General features: G+C 74.1%; 16 protein-coding genes. 8 read left to right on the top strand and 8 right to left on the bottom strand.

The features are described 5' to 3' along the window. Positions 1-20: 20 nt before the first annotated feature. Genes ACFW6A_RS17450 through afsQ1 form a run of 3 tightly spaced genes read right to left on the bottom strand, consistent with a single transcriptional unit; the run spans position 21 to position 2,856 of the window. A complete protein-coding gene (locus ACFW6A_RS17450; protein ID WP_351850564.1) occupies positions 21-626 on the bottom strand; it encodes a hypothetical protein in 606 nt (201 codons plus the stop codon). Next, entirely contained in the window at positions 623-2,182 is a 1,560-nt protein-coding gene (locus ACFW6A_RS17445) for an ATP-binding protein (RefSeq protein ID WP_351850566.1), read from the bottom strand. Before ACFW6A_RS17445 ends, ACFW6A_RS17450 begins: the two co-directional genes overlap by 4 nt. Further along, entirely contained in the window at positions 2,179-2,856 is a 678-nt protein-coding gene (gene afsQ1, locus ACFW6A_RS17440) for a two-component system response regulator AfsQ1 (RefSeq protein ID WP_351850567.1), read from the bottom strand. The genes ACFW6A_RS17445 and afsQ1 overlap by 4 nt, the downstream gene beginning before the upstream one ends. 173 nt (positions 2,857-3,029) lie before the next feature. Between afsQ1 and ACFW6A_RS17435 the strand changes: the two genes are divergently transcribed. Beyond that, positions 3,030-3,752: a SigE family RNA polymerase sigma factor gene (locus ACFW6A_RS17435; RefSeq protein ID WP_351850569.1), complete on the top strand. Its 723-nt coding sequence runs from the start codon at positions 3,030-3,032 to the stop codon at positions 3,750-3,752. A 132-nt stretch (positions 3,753-3,884) separates the two neighbouring features. On the opposite strand, the gene ACFW6A_RS17430 is transcribed toward ACFW6A_RS17435, so the two are convergent. Further along, entirely contained in the window at positions 3,885-4,580 is a 696-nt protein-coding gene (locus ACFW6A_RS17430; protein WP_351850571.1) for a hypothetical protein, read from the bottom strand. Between the two features lie 52 nt (positions 4,581-4,632). On the opposite strand from ACFW6A_RS17430, the gene ACFW6A_RS17425 reads away from it, so the two are divergent. Next, positions 4,633-5,037 carry a hypothetical protein gene (locus tag ACFW6A_RS17425; protein WP_386641320.1) on the top strand — a complete coding sequence of 135 codons (405 nt, stop codon included), beginning with the start codon at positions 4,633-4,635 and terminating at the stop codon, positions 5,035-5,037. A 21-nt stretch (positions 5,038-5,058) separates the two neighbouring features. Here ACFW6A_RS17425 and ACFW6A_RS17420 read toward each other — a convergent pair whose 3' ends face one another. From ACFW6A_RS17420 to deoC, 4 genes are all read right to left on the bottom strand, one after another. Further along, positions 5,059-6,480, bottom strand: a complete 1,422-nt coding sequence (locus ACFW6A_RS17420) for a TerD family protein (RefSeq protein ID WP_351850575.1) — start codon at positions 6,478-6,480, stop codon at positions 5,059-5,061. A 77-nt stretch (positions 6,481-6,557) separates the two neighbouring features. After that, positions 6,558-7,448, bottom strand: coding sequence for an aldehyde dehydrogenase family protein (locus ACFW6A_RS17415; RefSeq protein ID WP_351850577.1), 891 nt, complete (start codon positions 7,446-7,448; stop codon positions 6,558-6,560). Continuing rightward, on the bottom strand, positions 7,441-8,877 hold the full coding sequence (locus ACFW6A_RS17410; RefSeq protein ID WP_386485046.1) for an aldehyde dehydrogenase family protein: 1,437 nt from the start codon (positions 8,875-8,877) through the stop codon (positions 7,441-7,443). Before ACFW6A_RS17410 ends, ACFW6A_RS17415 begins: the two co-directional genes overlap by 8 nt. Positions 8,878-8,882: 5 nt before the next feature. Next, the gene (gene deoC / locus ACFW6A_RS17405) at positions 8,883-9,842 is read right to left on the bottom strand and encodes a deoxyribose-phosphate aldolase (RefSeq protein WP_351850580.1); all 960 of its coding nucleotides are present in this window, start codon (positions 9,840-9,842) and stop codon (positions 8,883-8,885) included. Between the two features lie 437 nt (positions 9,843-10,279). On the opposite strand from deoC, the gene ACFW6A_RS17400 reads away from it, so the two are divergent. The 6 genes from ACFW6A_RS17400 (at position 10,280) to ACFW6A_RS17375 (ending at position 15,310) form a co-directional block, all read left to right on the top strand. Next, a complete protein-coding gene (locus tag ACFW6A_RS17400; protein ID WP_386641315.1) occupies positions 10,280-11,818 on the top strand; it encodes a hypothetical protein in 1,539 nt (512 codons plus the stop codon). Positions 11,819-11,950: 132 nt separating this feature from the next. Then, positions 11,951-12,571, top strand: coding sequence for a class F sortase (locus ACFW6A_RS17395; RefSeq protein WP_386641312.1), 621 nt, complete (start codon positions 11,951-11,953; stop codon positions 12,569-12,571). Between the two features lie 217 nt (positions 12,572-12,788). Then, complete coding sequence (locus tag ACFW6A_RS17390) at positions 12,789-13,433, top strand: PH domain-containing protein (protein WP_351850585.1); 645 nt, start codon at positions 12,789-12,791, stop codon at positions 13,431-13,433. 142 nt (positions 13,434-13,575) lie between these two features. After that, positions 13,576-13,947, top strand: coding sequence for a DUF1508 domain-containing protein (locus ACFW6A_RS17385; protein ID WP_386485042.1), 372 nt, complete (start codon positions 13,576-13,578; stop codon positions 13,945-13,947). Between the two features lie 78 nt (positions 13,948-14,025). After that, the gene (locus ACFW6A_RS17380; RefSeq protein WP_351850588.1) at positions 14,026-14,448 is read left to right on the top strand and encodes a hypothetical protein; all 423 of its coding nucleotides are present in this window, start codon (positions 14,026-14,028) and stop codon (positions 14,446-14,448) included. Between the two features lie 22 nt (positions 14,449-14,470). Beyond that, positions 14,471-15,310: a phosphate ABC transporter ATP-binding protein gene (locus ACFW6A_RS17375; protein WP_386641309.1), complete on the top strand. Its 840-nt coding sequence runs from the start codon at positions 14,471-14,473 to the stop codon at positions 15,308-15,310. Positions 15,311-15,428: the final 118 nt, after the last annotated feature.

The following is a 15,428-nucleotide window of genomic DNA, read 5'->3' as shown; positions in this document are numbered from 1 at the left end:
GCGCCGGAAACGGTTCCGGTTCAGCCCGCCGGCGTCACCTGGACGGCCGCCGTCGGCGGCGCCGACTCGGGCCGCTCCCGCAGCTCCGTCGTACAGCGGTAGCGCTTCGGCGGGTACGCCCCCGGGCCCGCGAGCAGCACCGTGTGCCCGCCCGCGCCCGCCGAACTCTCCGCGAAGGTGCACACCAGCTGCGACAGCGCCGCCGGCGCCAGGTCCTCCGGCTGCCGGCTCAGCCGCAGCGTGCCCTCCGGATCGCCCGCCCGGCCGCGCGCCACCGACAGCGGAGCCCGTACCGCCGTGGTGAAACCGGCCTGCCGCTCCGCTTCCGACGGCTCCGCGAGCAGCTGCGCGAGCAGCGCCGAAGCCGTCCGCACCGGATCGCCGCTCGCCTTGTCCTCCGGCTGCGGCGACCTGCGGTCCACCGGCTCCAGCTGCGAACCGCACACCAGGAACGCCCGCACCGGCACCCCCGGCGCGGGCGCCGACGCCTCCGGCACGTTGCACGGCACCCGGGACGGGGCCGCGCCCGCGTCCACCGGCACCGACGTCGTCCTGATCCCGCAGCCGGTGACCAGCGCGGCGAGCGCCACCGCCGGAAGGACCGCCGCCACCGTACGCAGCCTCACTCGTCCTCTCCCTTGCCCTGCCGGGTGCCGGTGCCCAGGGCGCGGGCGACCGCCGACGCGTCCCGGGGCAGCCGCAGCACGAACACCGCGCCGTCCACCGCGCCGTCCCCGCCCACCGAGTTGTCGGCGGTGATCGTGCCGCCGTGGATCAGCGCGTTCTCCATGGCGATCGACAGCCCGAGCCCGGAGCCGTCGGAGCGGGGCCGCTGCGCGCTCGCCTTGTAGAACCGGTCGAAGACGTGCGGCAGCACCTCCTCGGGAATGCCGGGACCGTGGTCCCGCACCGTGATGACCAGCTCCTCCTCGCCGTCCGGGTCCGGGTCCGGCTCGGTGCGCACCGCGACCCGCACCGGGGAACCGCCGTGCTTCAGCGCGTTCCCGATGAGGTTCGCCAGGATCACGTCGAGGCGGCGCGGGTCGAGCCGGCACACGACGCCGCGGTCCGCGTCCAGGTCCACCGCGTCCAGCCAGGCCCGCGCGTCGATGCACGCGGTGATCTGGTCGGCGATGTCCACGTCGTCCAGGACCAGCCGGGCGGTGCCCGCGTCGAAGCGGGTCACCTCCATCAGGTTCTCCACCAGGTCGTTGAGCCGCCGGGTCTCGCTCACCACCAGCGCCACCGCCGGGGCGATCATCGGGTCCAGCGAGTCCTGCTCGTCCTCCAGGACCTCCGTCACCGCCGTCAGCGCCGTCAGCGGGGTCCGCAGCTCGTGCGACATGTCGGCGACGAACCGCCGGGAGGACTCCTCCCGGGCGCTCATGTCCGCCACCTTCTTCTGCAGGTTCTCCGCCGCGCTGTTGAACGTCCGCGACAGATCGGACAGCTCGTCCGCGCCGGTCACCCGCAGCCGGGTGTCCAGCTTGCCCTCGCCGAGCTGCCGGGCCGCCTCGCCGAGCCGCCGCACCGGCCGCAGCACCGTCGACGCCGCCACCTGCGCCAGCAGCACCGAACCGATCACCGCGAGTCCCGTCGCGATCCCCAGCGACCAGGCCAGCGAGTTGAGGTCCGCCTTCTCCGCCGCCAGCGACTTGAACATGTAGCCGGCCGGACCGCCGCCGTCGATCCGCGTCCCGCCCACCAGGTACGGCGTCCCGCCCCGCTCCGTCCGCTGCCAGAACAGGTGGTACGGATACGGGTTCGCGTCCGTCACCGGGCGCCGGGTGTCCACCGCCGCCCGCAGCGACGCCGGCACGTCGGCCAGCGTGAACACGTCCGGGTCCGAGGCGCCCACGATCGGCTTCCCCGCGGCCCGTTCGCCGAGCAGGAGCACCTGGTAGCCGGCGCCGCCCGCCGTCATCTCCTCGGAGGTGCGCCGCAGGTCCTCCTGCGTCGGCCGCAGCGGCAGCGTCGCCGCCCGGTTCTGCATCTCCTGCCGGAAGTCGTTCAGCGCGCTGTCCTGGGTCCGCTTGAGCACCGCCTCGCGGTTCAGCCAGTACGCGATCCCCGACGCCGACACCGCGGCCGTCAGCGCCACCAGCGCGAACACCACCACGAGCCGCAGGCGCAGGCTGGACAGCCGCAGCCGGGCGAACACCCCCTTGTTCCCCTTCGTCACGCAGGGACGTCCAGCCGGTAGCCGACGCCGCGCACCGTGCGGATCAGGGTCGGCGAGGACGGCACGTCCTCCACCTTCGCCCGCAGCCGCTGCACGCACGCGTCCACCAGGCGCGAGTCGCCCAGGTAGTCGTGCTCCCAGACCAGCCGCAGCAACTGCTGCCGGGACAGCGCCTGTCCGGGCCGCCGGCTCAGTTCGAGCAGCAGCCGCAGCTCGGTCGGGGTCAGCTGGAGGTCCGCGCCGTTCTTCGTCACGGTCATCGCGGCCCGGTCGATCACCAGCGAGCCGAAGCTCGCCGAATCCGTCGACTCCCGCTCGCCGCGCCGCAGCACGGCCCGGATGCGGGCGTCGAGCACCCGCCCCTGCACCGGCTTCACCACGTAGTCGTCGGCGCCCGACTCCAGCCCCACGACCACGTCGATGTCGTCGTTGCGCGCGGTGAGCAGGATGATCGGGAGCTGGTCGGTGCGGCGGATCCGCCGGCACACCTCGAACCCGTCGATGCCGGGCAGCATCACGTCCAGCACGATCAGGTCCGGCCGCTGCTCCTTGAGCAGCAGCAGGCCGTCCTCGCCCGACGCGGCGGTGGCCACCCGGTGGCCCTGCCGGGACAGGGAGAGTTCGAGGGCCGTGCGGATGGCGTCGTCGTCCTCGATCAGCAGCAGAAAAGGCACGGAGGTCATTCTGGCTCATGAGCCGTCCGAGTTCGACCGCCCGGAGGCGCGCTTCCGCGGCCGTCCCTGTGACACGTCTGTGACAGTCGGCGGACAACGCCATGAAGTCCGCCGGGCAAGCTTCTTGGCACACGGACCGAAACGAAGGACTCCGACCGACAGGGGGGCGCGAGATGAACGCACTGCACAGCACCACCTCCAGCGCAGTCGTCACGCGGCTCCACGACGTCGTGCGGAGCACCGAGAAGTCCGGCGGTGCAACGAACGGACGGGGGTGCGTTCGAACCGTCGGGCGTCAGCGCAAGGCGCCCTACATGGTCGCCGTCGCTGACGGGGGAGCGGTGTACGGGGAGGCCACGGGGGAGCGTTCCTGCTCGGAGGCCGAGTTCACGGCCTACGTCCAGGAGCGCCGGGCCTCCCTGTACGCCACCGCCTACCACCTGACCGGTGACCGTTTCGAGGCCGAGGACCTGCTCCAGAGCGCGCTGTTCTCCACGTACCGCGCCTGGGAGCGGATCAGCGACAAGGCCGCCGTCGGCGGTTACCTGCGCCGCACGATGACCAACCTGCACATCAGCGCCTGGCGCCGGCGGAAGGTCAACGAGTACCCGACCGAGGAGCTGCCGGAGACGGTCGGCGAGACGGACGCGATGCGCGGCACCGAGCTGCGCGCGGTGCTGTGGCAGGCCCTGGCCCGCCTGCCCGAGCTCCAGCGGACCATGCTGGTGCTGCGCTACTACGAGGGCCGGACCGACCCGGAGATCGCGGAGATCCTGGACATCAGTGTCGGCACGGTGAAGTCGAGCATCTGGCGGTCGCTGCGGCGGCTGCGCGAGGACGAGGTGCTGAGCTTCGGCCGTGACGAGGAGGAGTCCTTCGGCGAACTCGTCGCCTGAGGATCGGGGGAACACGGGGGAAACACGGGGGACGGCTCCAGGGGGGATCTGGGGCCCACGGGGGAAAAAGCGAAGCGGGTCGTACGAGTCCGGGGGGTCTCGTAGGGCCCGCTTCGCGCGTGTACGGGGGTGTCAGCGGCTCGCGGGGGTCCGGTGGCGGCCCGCCGCGGCGGCGGCGAGGCGGCCGAGGGCCTCCGGCTTGGCGCAGGGATGGGCGCCCAGGGCGGTCTGGCGGGTGACGATCGCGCGCTCGGCGCGCATCAGGCGCCAGCCGCGGCGCAGCAGCACCGGGACCGACTTGCGGCCCTCCCGCAGGTCGCGCAGGAGCCGGCGGCGGAAGGTGGTGGAGGGGCGGCCGCGCAGGCAGAGCGCGTCGGCCAGCACGCCGAGCTCCCGGCAGCGGCTCACGATCTCGGCGGCGAAGATGCCCTCGGCGATGAAGAGCGGGGTCCGCCCGATGTCGAGGCGGTCGCTGCCGGTGCGGGAGCTGGTCGCGATGTCGTACACCGGGACGTGGGTGCGGCCCGTGCGGCACAGCTCGGTGATCGCGGCGACGGCGGCGTCCGCGTCCCAGGAACGCGGGGAGTCCCAGTCGGTGTCACTGCTGCCGTCGACGAGCGGGAGCGTCGGGTCGCCGGCCTCCTTGTAGAAGTCGTCGAGGCGCAGCACCGGAAGGCCCGCGGCGGCGGCGAGGGACGACTTGCCGGAGCCGGAGGGGCCCGCGAGCAGGACGACCCGGGTCGGGATCGGTTGGGAACTCACGGAACACCAGTGTGAGGCATTCCCCCGTCCAGGGGACCACCGAGGAGGGCCGTTGGTATCGAGCATCACACCTCCACTACTGTCGGTGGCCGCCCGCTCACCCCTCGGAAGGAACCTCATGGCGCGTCACGCAGAGCCGAAGACCCCCCGCCGCGGCCTCCTGTGGAAGGCCGGTCTCGGCGTCACCGCGGCCGGTGCCGCCGTGTTCGGGGCGTCGGCGGCGGCCCAGGCCGCCCCGGGCGCCGCCGTGCCGCTGCCGGTGGACTCGCTGACCCGCACGGACGCCGGCGCGGCCGGTGCGGGCGCCCTGGCCGGCGTCACGCACGGGGTGGGCCCGCTGACGAGGCTCCAGCTCGACCCGCTGGCCAACACCGGCGTCGACCCGCTGGCCAACGGCATCGGCACCCAGGTCGCCGACTTCAAGCCGGTCGGCACGAACCTGGTCACCGACCACGTCACGAAGGGCGGCGCGGTCGCGGACCTGCCGGTCGCGGGCCCGCTGACGCAGAAGCTGCTTCCGTAGGGCCCGCGCGGCCCGCGCCCCTCAGCGCCTCGCGCGGCGCAGCCAGCCCAGTGCCCCGCGGGGCTCGGCCGACTTCATCGGACCGCCGGCGTTCCGGCCGCTGCTGTGGGGCCGCACGTCCTTCAGGCGAGCGGTCCAGGGGGCGTCCGCGGCGGACACGTGGACGAGGAGCGGGCCCTCGGGCAGCGGCAGGGTCTCCTTGCGCGCGCCGATCTCGTTGACGACGGCCCGGCCGGGCTTGGGGAGCGCGGTGGTGTCCGTGTGCCCCGCCAGCCGGTAGAGGTGGACGATGAAGTTGCCGCCGCCCTTGTAGTGGAAGGCGACGTCGGCCGTCCCCCGGGTGTGGAGCAGGACCTCGGGGCCCCAGGCCTCCAGCCGGCTCTCGGTCAGGCGCCGGGCCTCCGCCAGCGGCAGGATCCGCACCTGCCAGGAGCCGCTCGCCTCCAGCCGCAGGCGCAGCCGTCCGTGCGCGGGGACGGAGGCGATCACCCGGCCCCGGAAGTCCTTCTCCGTGCTGTTGACGAGGTAACGCCCCTTGGCGTTGGAGTCGTCGAGGGGCCACAGCCCGGTGTAGTGCTCGCCCTTCACGGCCAGTTCGACCATGACGGGACCGGCCGGGAGGTCCTCCACGGTGATCACGTCGTTGTCCCGGCCGGTGACGGTGCGCGGCTTGAAGTCGGGCCCGCAGGTCCAGGCCGACGGGTCGGGCGGCGGCACGGACGGGACGGACGCCGGCGGGGTCCCGGGCTCGGCCCCGGCCTGCCGCTGGGCCCGGGCCAGGGCCCGGATCTGGTCCGGGGTCATGTCCAGGAGCTGGTCACGGGTGGGGCGCCGGCCCTGCGCCGGGACGTCCGCCGGGGCCTCCGCCGGCGCCTCCGCAGGCGCCGGGGCCTCCGCCCGGGCCGGAGCGGCGGGGGCCGGGACCGGTGCCGGGGCCTCCTGCGGCTCCTCGCCCACGTCCACCCCGTGGTCCACCGCCAGACCGGTCAGCCCGTCGACGTACCCCTGGCCCACCGCGCGGAACTTCCAGCCGCCCGAGCGGCGGTACAGCTCCGCGACGACCATCGCCGTCTCGGGGCCCGCGTCGGTGACCTCGTACGCCACGACCGTCCCGCCGTCCGGCCCGAGGACCTCCACGGACAGGGCGGGCGCGTCCCGCAGGGCGCCCTCCTCCGTCGACGCGACGACGAGGACGCGGGCGACGGCCTCCTCGACGCCCGCGAGGTCGGCGTCCAGCCACACCGTGCCGTCCTCGCCCGCGGCGAGCCGCACCGCGCCCGACGCGTGCGCCGGAGCGCCGTCGAACACGATGTCGGCGTCCCCCCGGACCCTGCCCCGCTCCGTCACGAGCAGTGCCGCGACGTCCACCCCGCTCCGGACGGCGACACGCAGCGCCGCCGTCGGGACGAAGGCGTTGTCTCCCTTGATCAGTCCCCTCAGCATGACCGGATCATCCGGTCCCCCACGGGCGTGCGCAAGGCCCCCGGGTGCGGACACCCGGGGGCCTCGCGCGGACGGGGCTAGTACGAGGAGCCGGAGGCGCCCAGCGAGCCCGTGGGGTGCCAGACGGTCTTGGTCTCCAGGAAGGCGGTCATGCGGTCCGTGCCGGGGGACTCGGCGAAGTCCTCGGCGCGGGGGCGCAGGACGCGCTTGAGGTTCTCCGCGGCCGCGACCTCCAGCTCGCGGGCCAGGTCGGCGTCCGCGCCCGTCAGGTCGATCGCGTTGACGTCCAGGTGGGCCGCGAGGTGCGGGCCCATCTCGGAGGCCTTGCCGGAGAGGATGTTGACCACGCCGCCGGGGAGGTCGGAGGTGGCCAGGACCTCGCCCAGGGAGAGGGCGGGGAGCGGGGCCTTCTCCGAGGCGATGACGACGGCGGTGTTGCCCGTCGCGATGACCGGGGCGATCACCGAGACCAGGCCCAGGAAGGACGACTCCTGGGGGGCGAGCACGGTGACGACGCCGGTCGGCTCCGGGGTGGAGAGGTTGAAGTAGGGGCCGGCGACCGGGTTGGCGCCGCCGACGACCTGGGCGATCTTGTCGGTCCAGCCGGCGTACCAGACCCAGCGGTCGATCGCGGCGTCCACCTGCGCCGCGGCCTTCGACTTCGACAGGCCCTCGGCGTCCGCGACCTCGCGGACGAACTGGTCCCGGCGGCCCTCCAGCATCTCGGCGACGCGGTAGAGGATCTGCCCGCGCAGGTAGGCGGTCGCGCCCGCCCAGCCGCCCTGCGCCTTGCGGGCGGCGACGACCGCGTCACGGGCGTCCTTGCGGGAGGACAGCGGCGCGTTGGCCAGCCAGTTGCCCTTGGAGTCGCTCACCTCGTACACCCGGCCGCTCTCGGAGCGGGGGAACTTGCCCCCGACGTACAGCTTGTAGGTCTTGAAGACGGAGAGTCGGGTCGTGTCAGACATCGAGGTACGCCTCCAGGCCGTGGCGGCCGCCCTCGCGGCCGAAGCCCGACTCCTTGTAGCCGCCGAACGGCGAGGTCGGGTCGAACTTGTTGAACGTGTTGGCCCAGACGACACCGGCGCGGAGCTTGTTCGCGACCGCGAGGATGCGGGAGCCCTTCTCCGTCCAGATGCCGGCGGAGAGGCCGTACTGGCTGTTGTTGGCCTTGGCGACGGCCTCGTCCGGGGTGCGGAAGGTCAGCACCGACAGGACCGGGCCGAAGACCTCGTCGCGGGCGATGGTGTGCGCCTGGGTGACGTTCGTGAAGAGCGTCGGGGCGAACCAGTAGCCCGCCTCCGGCAGGTCGCAGGCGGCGGTCCAGCGCTCGGCGCCCTCCGCCTCGCCCCGCTCCACCAGCGAGGTGATGCGGGCCAGCTGCTCCTCGGAGTTGATGGCGCCGATGTCGGTGTTCTTGTCGAGCGGGTCGCCGAGGCGGAGCGTCGACAGGCGGCGCTTGAGGCTGTCCAGCAGCTCGTCCTGGATCGACTCCTGGACCAGCAGGCGGGAGCCCGCGCAGCAGACCTGGCCCTGGTTGAAGAAGATGCCGTTGACGATCCCCTCGACGGCCTGGTCGATGGGGGCGTCGTCGAAGACGATGTTGGCGCCCTTGCCGCCCAGCTCCAGCGTGAGCTTCTTGTCGGTGCCGGCGACCGTGCGGGCGATCAGCTTGCCGACGGCGGTCGAGCCGGTGAAGGCGACCTTGTTCACGTCCGGGTGCGCGACCAGGGCGGCGCCGGTGTCCCCGTACCCGGGGAGGATGTTGACGACGCCCTTCGGCAGGCCCGCCTGGCGGCAGACGTCCGCGAAGAACAGGGCGGAGAGCGGGGTGGTCTCGGCCGGCTTGAGGACGACCGTGTTGCCGGTCGCGAGCGCCGGGGCGATCTTCCACGCCAGCATGAGCAGCGGGAAGTTCCACGGGATGACCTGGCCGGCGACGCCGAGCGGGCGCGGGTCCGCGCCGTAGCCCGCGTGGTCGAGCTTGTCGGCCCAGCCCGCGTAGTAGAAGAAGTGGGCGGCGACCAGGGGGAGGTCCGCGTCGCGGGTCTCCTTGATCGGCTTTCCGTTGTCCAGGGTCTCCAGGACGGCCAGCTCGCGGCTGCGCTCCTGGATGATCCGGGCGATCCGGAAGAGGTACTTGGCGCGCTCGGAACCGGGCAGCGCGGACCACTTCTCGAAGGCCCGGCGGGCGGCCTTCACCGCGCGGTCCACGTCCGCCTCGCCCGCCTGGGCGATCTCGGACAGGACCTCCTCGGTGGAGGGGGAGACGGTCTTGAAGACCTTGCCGTCGGCCGCGTCGGTGAACTCGCCGTCGATGAACAGGCCGTAGCTCGGGGCGATGTCGACGACCGCGCGCGACTCGGGCGCGGGGGCGTACTCGAAGGGGGAGGTCATGTCGATCAGTCCACCGTCACGTAATCGGGGCCGGAGTAGTGGCCGGTCGCCATCTTCTGGCGCTGCATCAGCAGGTCGTTGAGCAGGCTGGAGGCGCCGAAGCGGAACCAGTGGTTGTCCAGCCAGTCCGCGCCCGCGGTCTCGTTGACCAGCACCAGGAACTTGATGGCTTCCTTGGTGTTGCGGATGCCGCCGGCGGGCTTCACGCCGATCTGCACGCCGGTCTGGGCGCGGAAGTCGCGCACCGCCTCCAGCATGAGCAGGGTGTTCGCCGGGGTGGCGTTGACCGCGACCTTGCCGGTCGAGGTCTTGATGAAGTCGGCGCCGGCCATCATGCCGAGCCAGGAGGCGCGGCGGATGTTGTCGTACGTGGACAGCTCGCCGGTCTCGAAGATCACCTTGAGGCGGGCGCGGTCGCCGCACTCGGCCTTGATCGCGGCGATCTGGTCGTACACCTCCAGGTAGCGGCCGGCGAGGAAGGCGCCACGGTCGATGACCATGTCGATCTCGTCGGCGCCGGCGGCGATCGCGTCGGCGGTGTCGGCCAGCTTCACGGGGAGGGCGGCGCGGCCCGCCGGGAAGGCGGTGGCGACCGAGGCGACCTTGACGTCCGCGCCCGCGAGGGCGGCCTTCGCGGTGGCCACCATGTCGGGGTAGACGCAGACGGCGGCGGTCGTCGGGGTCGTGCGGTCGGTCGGGTCGGGGTGGACGGCCTTGGCGGCGAGGGCCCGGACCTTGCCCGGGGTGTCCGCGCCTTCGAGCGTGGTCAGGTCGATCATGGAGATGGCCAGGTCGATGGCGTACGCCTTGGACGTGGTCTTGATCGAGCGGGTGCCGAGGGACGCGGCGCGCGCCTCCAGGCCCACGGCGTCGACGCCGGGCAGCCCGTGGAGGAAGCGGCGCAGCGTGCTCTCGGACGCGGTCACGTCGGCGAAGGCCGCTGCTGCGGATGCGGTGGTGGGCATGGTCACCAGTCGAGCATATCTACGCGCGTAGCGACCTGTACAGGGGAGGGCGTCCGGGGAGGCCGAGGTCACGGGCCCGCACCGGCGTGGTGCCCGGGCGGCGCGGGGGTTCCGCAGTGGTGTGGCGGTCGGGCGGGGCGGGGGGTCCGTGGCGGTGTGGTGGTCGGGCGGGGCGGGGGTTCCGCGTGGCGGGGCGCCCGGGCGGAGCGGGGGCTTCGCGCCGGCGTGCGCGGGGCGCGGAGGGAGGGGGCGGAAAGGTCCGTCGGGGGCGGTGACGGCTGTCACACGCCCGTGACACGGAGCGGACCGATCCCCCATACAAGATCTTTAGATTCTTTATCAGCAGCCAGCGAGAACTCACCGGCCCTCCCCGAACGAGACATCAGCCAGGCATGCGGCTCTTCTCCATCCACCACCGAAACCTCTCGGGAGTCGTTATGCGCACCGCCCTTCGCACCGCCCTCGCCACCGCTCTCGTCGCCGGCGTCGCCGCCACCCCGGTCCTCGCGGCCGGCAGCGCCTTCGCCGCCGGTACGACCCCGGCGCCGACCGTGAGCACCCCGGCCACCGCGCCCGCGAAGACCGCCGCCAAGCCGGCTGCTGCCGCCACCGCCGCCCCCGCCGCCAAGACCCCGGCGACCACCGCCCCGACCACCGCCCCGGCCGCCAAGACCCCGGCGGCGACCGCTCCGACGACCGCTCCGGCCGCCACCGCCCCGGCCGCCGACGCCGATGCCGACGCCGACGTCCTGGTCCGCACCGTCGAGCTCGACGGCGGCCTCACCGCCAAGGTCTACGACCAGGGCACCCAGCACCGGTACTTCACCGCCACCGTCCTGCGCGGCACCACCGTGCTGGGCGAGCTGAAGGCCGGCGGCGGCCACGCCGGCGAGGAGACCGGGGTCTTCGCCGGGTACGCGGTGACCCTGGACGCCGAGGGCGAGGTGACCGCCGTCGAGGCCGGCCCCGAGCACGCCACGCTCGTCCGCACCGACAAGCTGCTCAGCGGCACCGTCGCCAAGATCTACAAGCTCCAGGAGCAGAACTGGTTCGCCGAGCTCTTCCGCGGCGACCGCAAGGTCGGCGAGCTGCACGCGGTCACCCGCTCCGTCGCGGGCCAGGACAACGGCGAGTTCCTCGTCCTCAACCCGGACGGCTCGACCCACAACTGGATCGGCAACTCCGCCCCCGCCAAGTCCGGCCACTACCGCCTCGCGGACGGCACGATCGTCGAGGTCGGCGAGAAGGACGGCTACTACGGCCTCCGGACCGTCGACCCGGCCACCGGCAAGGGCGGCGGCTTCGTCTACCTCACCGCCGGCGACCGCAAGGTCTACTTCCTCGGCAAGGCCGTCGTCGTCCTGGAGTCGCCCGGCTACTTCGCCGCCTTCGTCCCGGGCCAGACCGAGCAGTCCGCGCCGCAGCCGTACAACCTGGAGACGGGCAAGGTCGACCACTGCCTGCCGCAGAGCACCGAGTTCCCCATCGGCGCGGGCACCCAGGCCCAGCTGACCATGACCACCAAGGGCCCGAAGGCGAAGCTCGTCACCGCCGGGGACGAGAAGGTCATCGGCGTCCTCGACCGCGAGCACCCCTCGCTGCCCGCGAGCGCCGGCATCGTCGCCCGGATCGACGACGCCTTCAGCGCCACCCCGTCCCTGTACGCCAAGGTCGAGGGCGGCGACGCCGAGGGCTCCAGCCACCCCTTCCCCCGGCTCCCGAAGGGCTGCGTCCTGGAGCCGGTCCCGGCCGGCGGGACGCAGACCGGCGGCACCGCCGGCACGGGCACCGGCGCCCAGGCGCAGGGCGGGCAGACCTCCGTCGTCCCGCGGGGCGGGGTCGCGGCCGGTGCCGAACTCACCGCCGAGGAGGGTTCCGCCACGCTCGTCGCGATCGGCGCCGGCGCCGCCTCGCTGGCCGCCGCCGGGCTCGGCTTCACCGTGCTGCGCCGCCGCGCCGCCGCCGTCCGGGGCTGACCCGCACGCCCCGCGCGCACGACCCGTGCGCCCCGCTCCTCGCCCCTGACCCGAGCCGGAGCCCCGAACCCTCCCGGCCGGCCGTCGACACCCCACGACGGCCGGCCGCACCCGTCCACCCGGAGCCGTCCCATGCGCCGCCGTACCCTCACCGCCGCCGTCCTCCTCGTGGCCGCCCTCGCCGGCTGCTCGGCGGAGGGCGGGACCACCGCCACCACCCCGCCCGCCCGGATCGCGGAGTCGGCCGCCCCGGCGCCCGCCGGCACCGCCGCCGCCCCCGTGAAGCCGCTCGCCCGCTCGCTGCCGGTGCGGGTCCGGCTGCCCGCCGCCGCCGTCGACGCCCGGGGCGTCCTGAACCTCGGGCTGAACGCCGACGGGACCGTCGAGGTGCCCCCGGTCGCCCAGGCCGACCGGATCGGCTGGTACGACAAGGGCGTCACGCCCGGCGAGACCGGCCCCGCCGTCCTCATCGGGCACTTCGACACCGCGCGCGGCCCCGCCGTCCTGAAGGACGTCGCGAAGGTCCGGGTCGGCGACGAGATCACGGTGACCCGCGCGGACGGCACCGCCGCGGTCTTCCGCGTCCGCGAGCTCCAGCAGGTCGACAAGGACGCCTTCCCGACGGAGAAGGTCTACGGCGACACCCGCCGCCCCGAACTGCGCGTGATCACCTGCGGCGGCGAGCTCGTCGACGGGCACCGCCCGGACAACATCATCCTGTACGCGGACCTGGTCGCCACCCGACGGGCCTGACCGCCCGGGGAGCCTGACCGCCTGGGAGGTCTGATCGCCCGGGGTCCTGACCGCCCGGGGGCCTGATCGCCCGGGAGTCCTGACCGCCCGGGGTCCTGACCGCCCGGCACGGCGGCCGGGGCCACTGCGCCGCACCTCGGTCGCCGCGTCCCGCCGGGGCCCCGTCCGGGGCGGGGTGGTCGAGCCCCGTGGGGGCTCCTGAGGCAGAATCGGCGGCATGACGAGCCCCTCGCCCTCCGATCCGAACCCCGAGCCGACCTTCGCCGACCGCGTCTACCGCTCCACCGCCGGCATCGTGGGAGGCGTCTTCCTGCTCGCCCTGACGCTCGTCTTCGCCGGCGACGCGGTGCTGCGCGGCGAGGGCCGGACGCCCTGGCTGGCGATGGCGGGACTCCTGCTCGTCGTGCCGCTGGTCCTCGCCTTCACCATCCGGCCCGCCGTGTACGCGAACGAGGACCGGCTCCGGATCCGCAACCCCTTCCGCTCGATCCTGCTGCCCTGGGCCTCCGTCGCCGACGTCCGGGCCGGCTACTCCAGCGAGGTCTTCACGCAGGAGGGCGCCAAGTACCAGCTGTGGGCCGTCCCCGTCTCGCTGCGGCAGCGCAAGCGGGCCGCCCGCCGGGCCGCCCGCGCCTCCCAGGACGACCCGCACGGACGCACCTCCGTCACCGCCGACGTCCGGGACTCCGCCTCGCGCGTCGCCCCCAGCGACCAGAACGTCGCCGACCTGCGGGAGATGGCCGAGCGGTACCAGGGCCGGCCAGGGGCGCAGGGCGCGCCGCAGATCCGCTGGGCGTACGAGATCCTCGCCCCGGCCGCCGTCGGACTGGTCCTCTTCGTGGTGCTCGCCGCGACCGGCTGAGACCGGCCCGCACCCCCTCCACCCCGCCGGTGTCCTAGGGGCAACGGCGGGGTGAAGCATGCCTCCCGCGGTTGGTTTACTCCCCAACGATCCCGGCGGCGTCAATAGATTGCCCGTGCCGAGACTGTGGGGGTGGGGGGCAATGACCAAGGACACCGGTGTGTCCGGGACGCGCTGTCTGGTGGACGTGAGAGCCGACGGCCGGTACGGCTGGCGGCTGGTCGCGCAGAACGGACGGGTGGTGGCGCGGTCGGGGCAGTGCTTCGCCGACCACACCGCCTGCCGGACCGCCTTCGCGGCGCTCTGCGCGGAGCACGCGACCCTGGGGGGCGGGGTGCAGCACACCGCGGGCGGCAACGGCTGGGTCTGGCTGCTGCGCGACGCCGAGGGACGGACCGCGGCGCTCTCCGGGAGGGCGTACGAGCGCCACTCCACCTGCCGCTCCGCCTACGACCGCTTCCGCGCCCTGCTGGCCTCCGAGGCCGCCCGGTGGGCCTCGACCGCCTTATGGTGAACGGAAGTTGCCCCTCGGGCGCCCCTCGTTCACGCCTCGTGGCGAACACGTCAACCGGGCGGGACTTACGTCCTTCCCGTGACGACCGAGACGACCGACCCGAGCGCGCCGCCGACCGCGCCGCCGGGCGCCCCTGACGCGCGGCCCGACGGCCCGCCCGACACGCCCAGACGGCTGCACGCCGACCCCGGCCCCGCCGACCGGGTCTTCCGCGGCGTCGCCCGCGCCGGCGGCGGCCTCGTCCTCGCCGTGATGCTCCTCGTCGGCGGCTTCCTGCTGCACCGCGCCCGGCAGGCCCTCGGCCGGGCCGGCGGCTCCTTCCTCACCACCGAGAACTGGGAGCCGGACGCCGGACGGTTCGGCATCGCCGCCGTCCTCACCGTCGTCGCCCGCCGCCGCTGGGGCCCCCGCCAGACCTGGACCGCCGCCACCCCGGTGCTCGTCGCACTCGGCGTCCTCGTCTCCGGCGAACTGACCCGACTCCTCCCCAACCTCCTCTGAAAGCCGTGGAGCTGATGCCCGCATGACCGACCCCGCCGCCACCGCCACCCTGCCGCCCGTCCCCGCGCCGGCGCCCCCGGCCGGCCGCGCCGGCGCGCTCGAAGCCGAGGCCGTCTCCGCCTGGTTCGGCGACCGCAAGGTCCTCGACCGGGTCTCGCTCGCCATGCCCGCCCACGAGGTGACCGCCCTCATCGGACCGTCGGGCTGCGGCAAGTCCACCTTCCTGCGCATCCTCAACCGAATGCACGAACTCGTCGGCTCCGCCGCCCTGTCGGTCCGCGTCCTCCTCGACGGCGCCGACATCTACGACCGGGGCCGCCGCATCACCCACGCCCGCCGCGAGATCGGCATGGTCTTCCAGAAGCCCAACCCCTTCCCCGCGATGTCCCTGTACGAGAACGTCCTCGCCGGCCTCAGGCTCGGCGGCGTCCGGGCGAGCCGCGAGGAGAAGGACGCCCTCGTCGAGGAGTGCCTGACCAGGGCCGGGCTCTGGAACGAGGTCAGGGACCGGCTCCGGCAGCCCGGCGGCGCCCTCTCCGGCGGCCAGCAGCAGCGCCTCTGCATCGCCCGCGCGCTCGCCGTCCGCCCCCGCGTGCTCCTCATGGACGAGCCCTGCTCGGCCCTCGACCCGACCTCCACCCACCGGGTCGAGGAGACCGTCGCCGAGCTCAAGTCCGAGGTGACGATCGTGATCGTCACCCACAACATGCAGCAGGCCGCCCGGGTCTCCGACTCCTGCGCCTTCTTCCTCGCCGAACAGGGCACGCCCGGCGTCATCGTCGAGCACGGCCCCACGGAGACGATGTTCGGCTCCCCGGCCGACCCCCGCACGGAGGACTACGTCAGCGGCCGCTTCGGCTGACGGAACCCGGGCCGACGACGACGGCGGCGGAACCGGAACCGGAGCCGGGGTCGGAGCCGGAACCGGAACCGGAACCGGCGGCGGGGCACGGGGAAGGGCCGGTACGGAACCCCGTACC

Source organism: Streptomyces sp. NPDC058758 (genome assembly GCF_042746075.1).
GTDB lineage: Bacteria > Actinomycetota > Actinomycetes > Streptomycetales > Streptomycetaceae > Streptomyces.
The sequence above is the reverse complement of the archived record's forward strand: the minus strand, read 5'-3'. Positions and strand labels throughout refer to the sequence as shown.

Excerpts from the sequence above, each read along its gene's own strand:
- ACFW6A_RS17435 (WP_351850569.1), top strand. The coding sequence starts at position 3,030 with ATGAACGCACTGCACAGCACCACCTCCAGCGCAGTCGTCACGCGGCTC.
- ACFW6A_RS17430 (WP_351850571.1), bottom strand. The coding sequence starts at position 4,580 with ATGCTCGATACCAACGGCCCTCCTCGGTGGTCCCCTGGACGGGGGAAT.
- ACFW6A_RS17425 (WP_386641320.1), top strand. The coding sequence starts at position 4,633 with ATGGCGCGTCACGCAGAGCCGAAGACCCCCCGCCGCGGCCTCCTGTGG.
- ACFW6A_RS17420 (WP_351850575.1), bottom strand. The coding sequence starts at position 6,480 with ATGCTGAGGGGACTGATCAAGGGAGACAACGCCTTCGTCCCGACGGCG.
- ACFW6A_RS17415 (WP_351850577.1), bottom strand. The coding sequence starts at position 7,448 with ATGTCTGACACGACCCGACTCTCCGTCTTCAAGACCTACAAGCTGTAC.
- ACFW6A_RS17410 (WP_386485046.1), bottom strand. The coding sequence starts at position 8,877 with ATGACCTCCCCCTTCGAGTACGCCCCCGCGCCCGAGTCGCGCGCGGTC.
- deoC (WP_351850580.1), bottom strand. The coding sequence starts at position 9,842 with ATGCCCACCACCGCATCCGCAGCAGCGGCCTTCGCCGACGTGACCGCG.
- ACFW6A_RS17400 (WP_386641315.1), top strand. The coding sequence starts at position 10,280 with ATGCGCACCGCCCTTCGCACCGCCCTCGCCACCGCTCTCGTCGCCGGC.
- ACFW6A_RS17395 (WP_386641312.1), top strand. The coding sequence starts at position 11,951 with ATGCGCCGCCGTACCCTCACCGCCGCCGTCCTCCTCGTGGCCGCCCTC.
- ACFW6A_RS17390 (WP_351850585.1), top strand. The coding sequence starts at position 12,789 with ATGACGAGCCCCTCGCCCTCCGATCCGAACCCCGAGCCGACCTTCGCC.
- ACFW6A_RS17385 (WP_386485042.1), top strand. The coding sequence starts at position 13,576 with ATGACCAAGGACACCGGTGTGTCCGGGACGCGCTGTCTGGTGGACGTG.
- ACFW6A_RS17375 (WP_386641309.1), top strand. The coding sequence starts at position 14,471 with ATGACCGACCCCGCCGCCACCGCCACCCTGCCGCCCGTCCCCGCGCCG.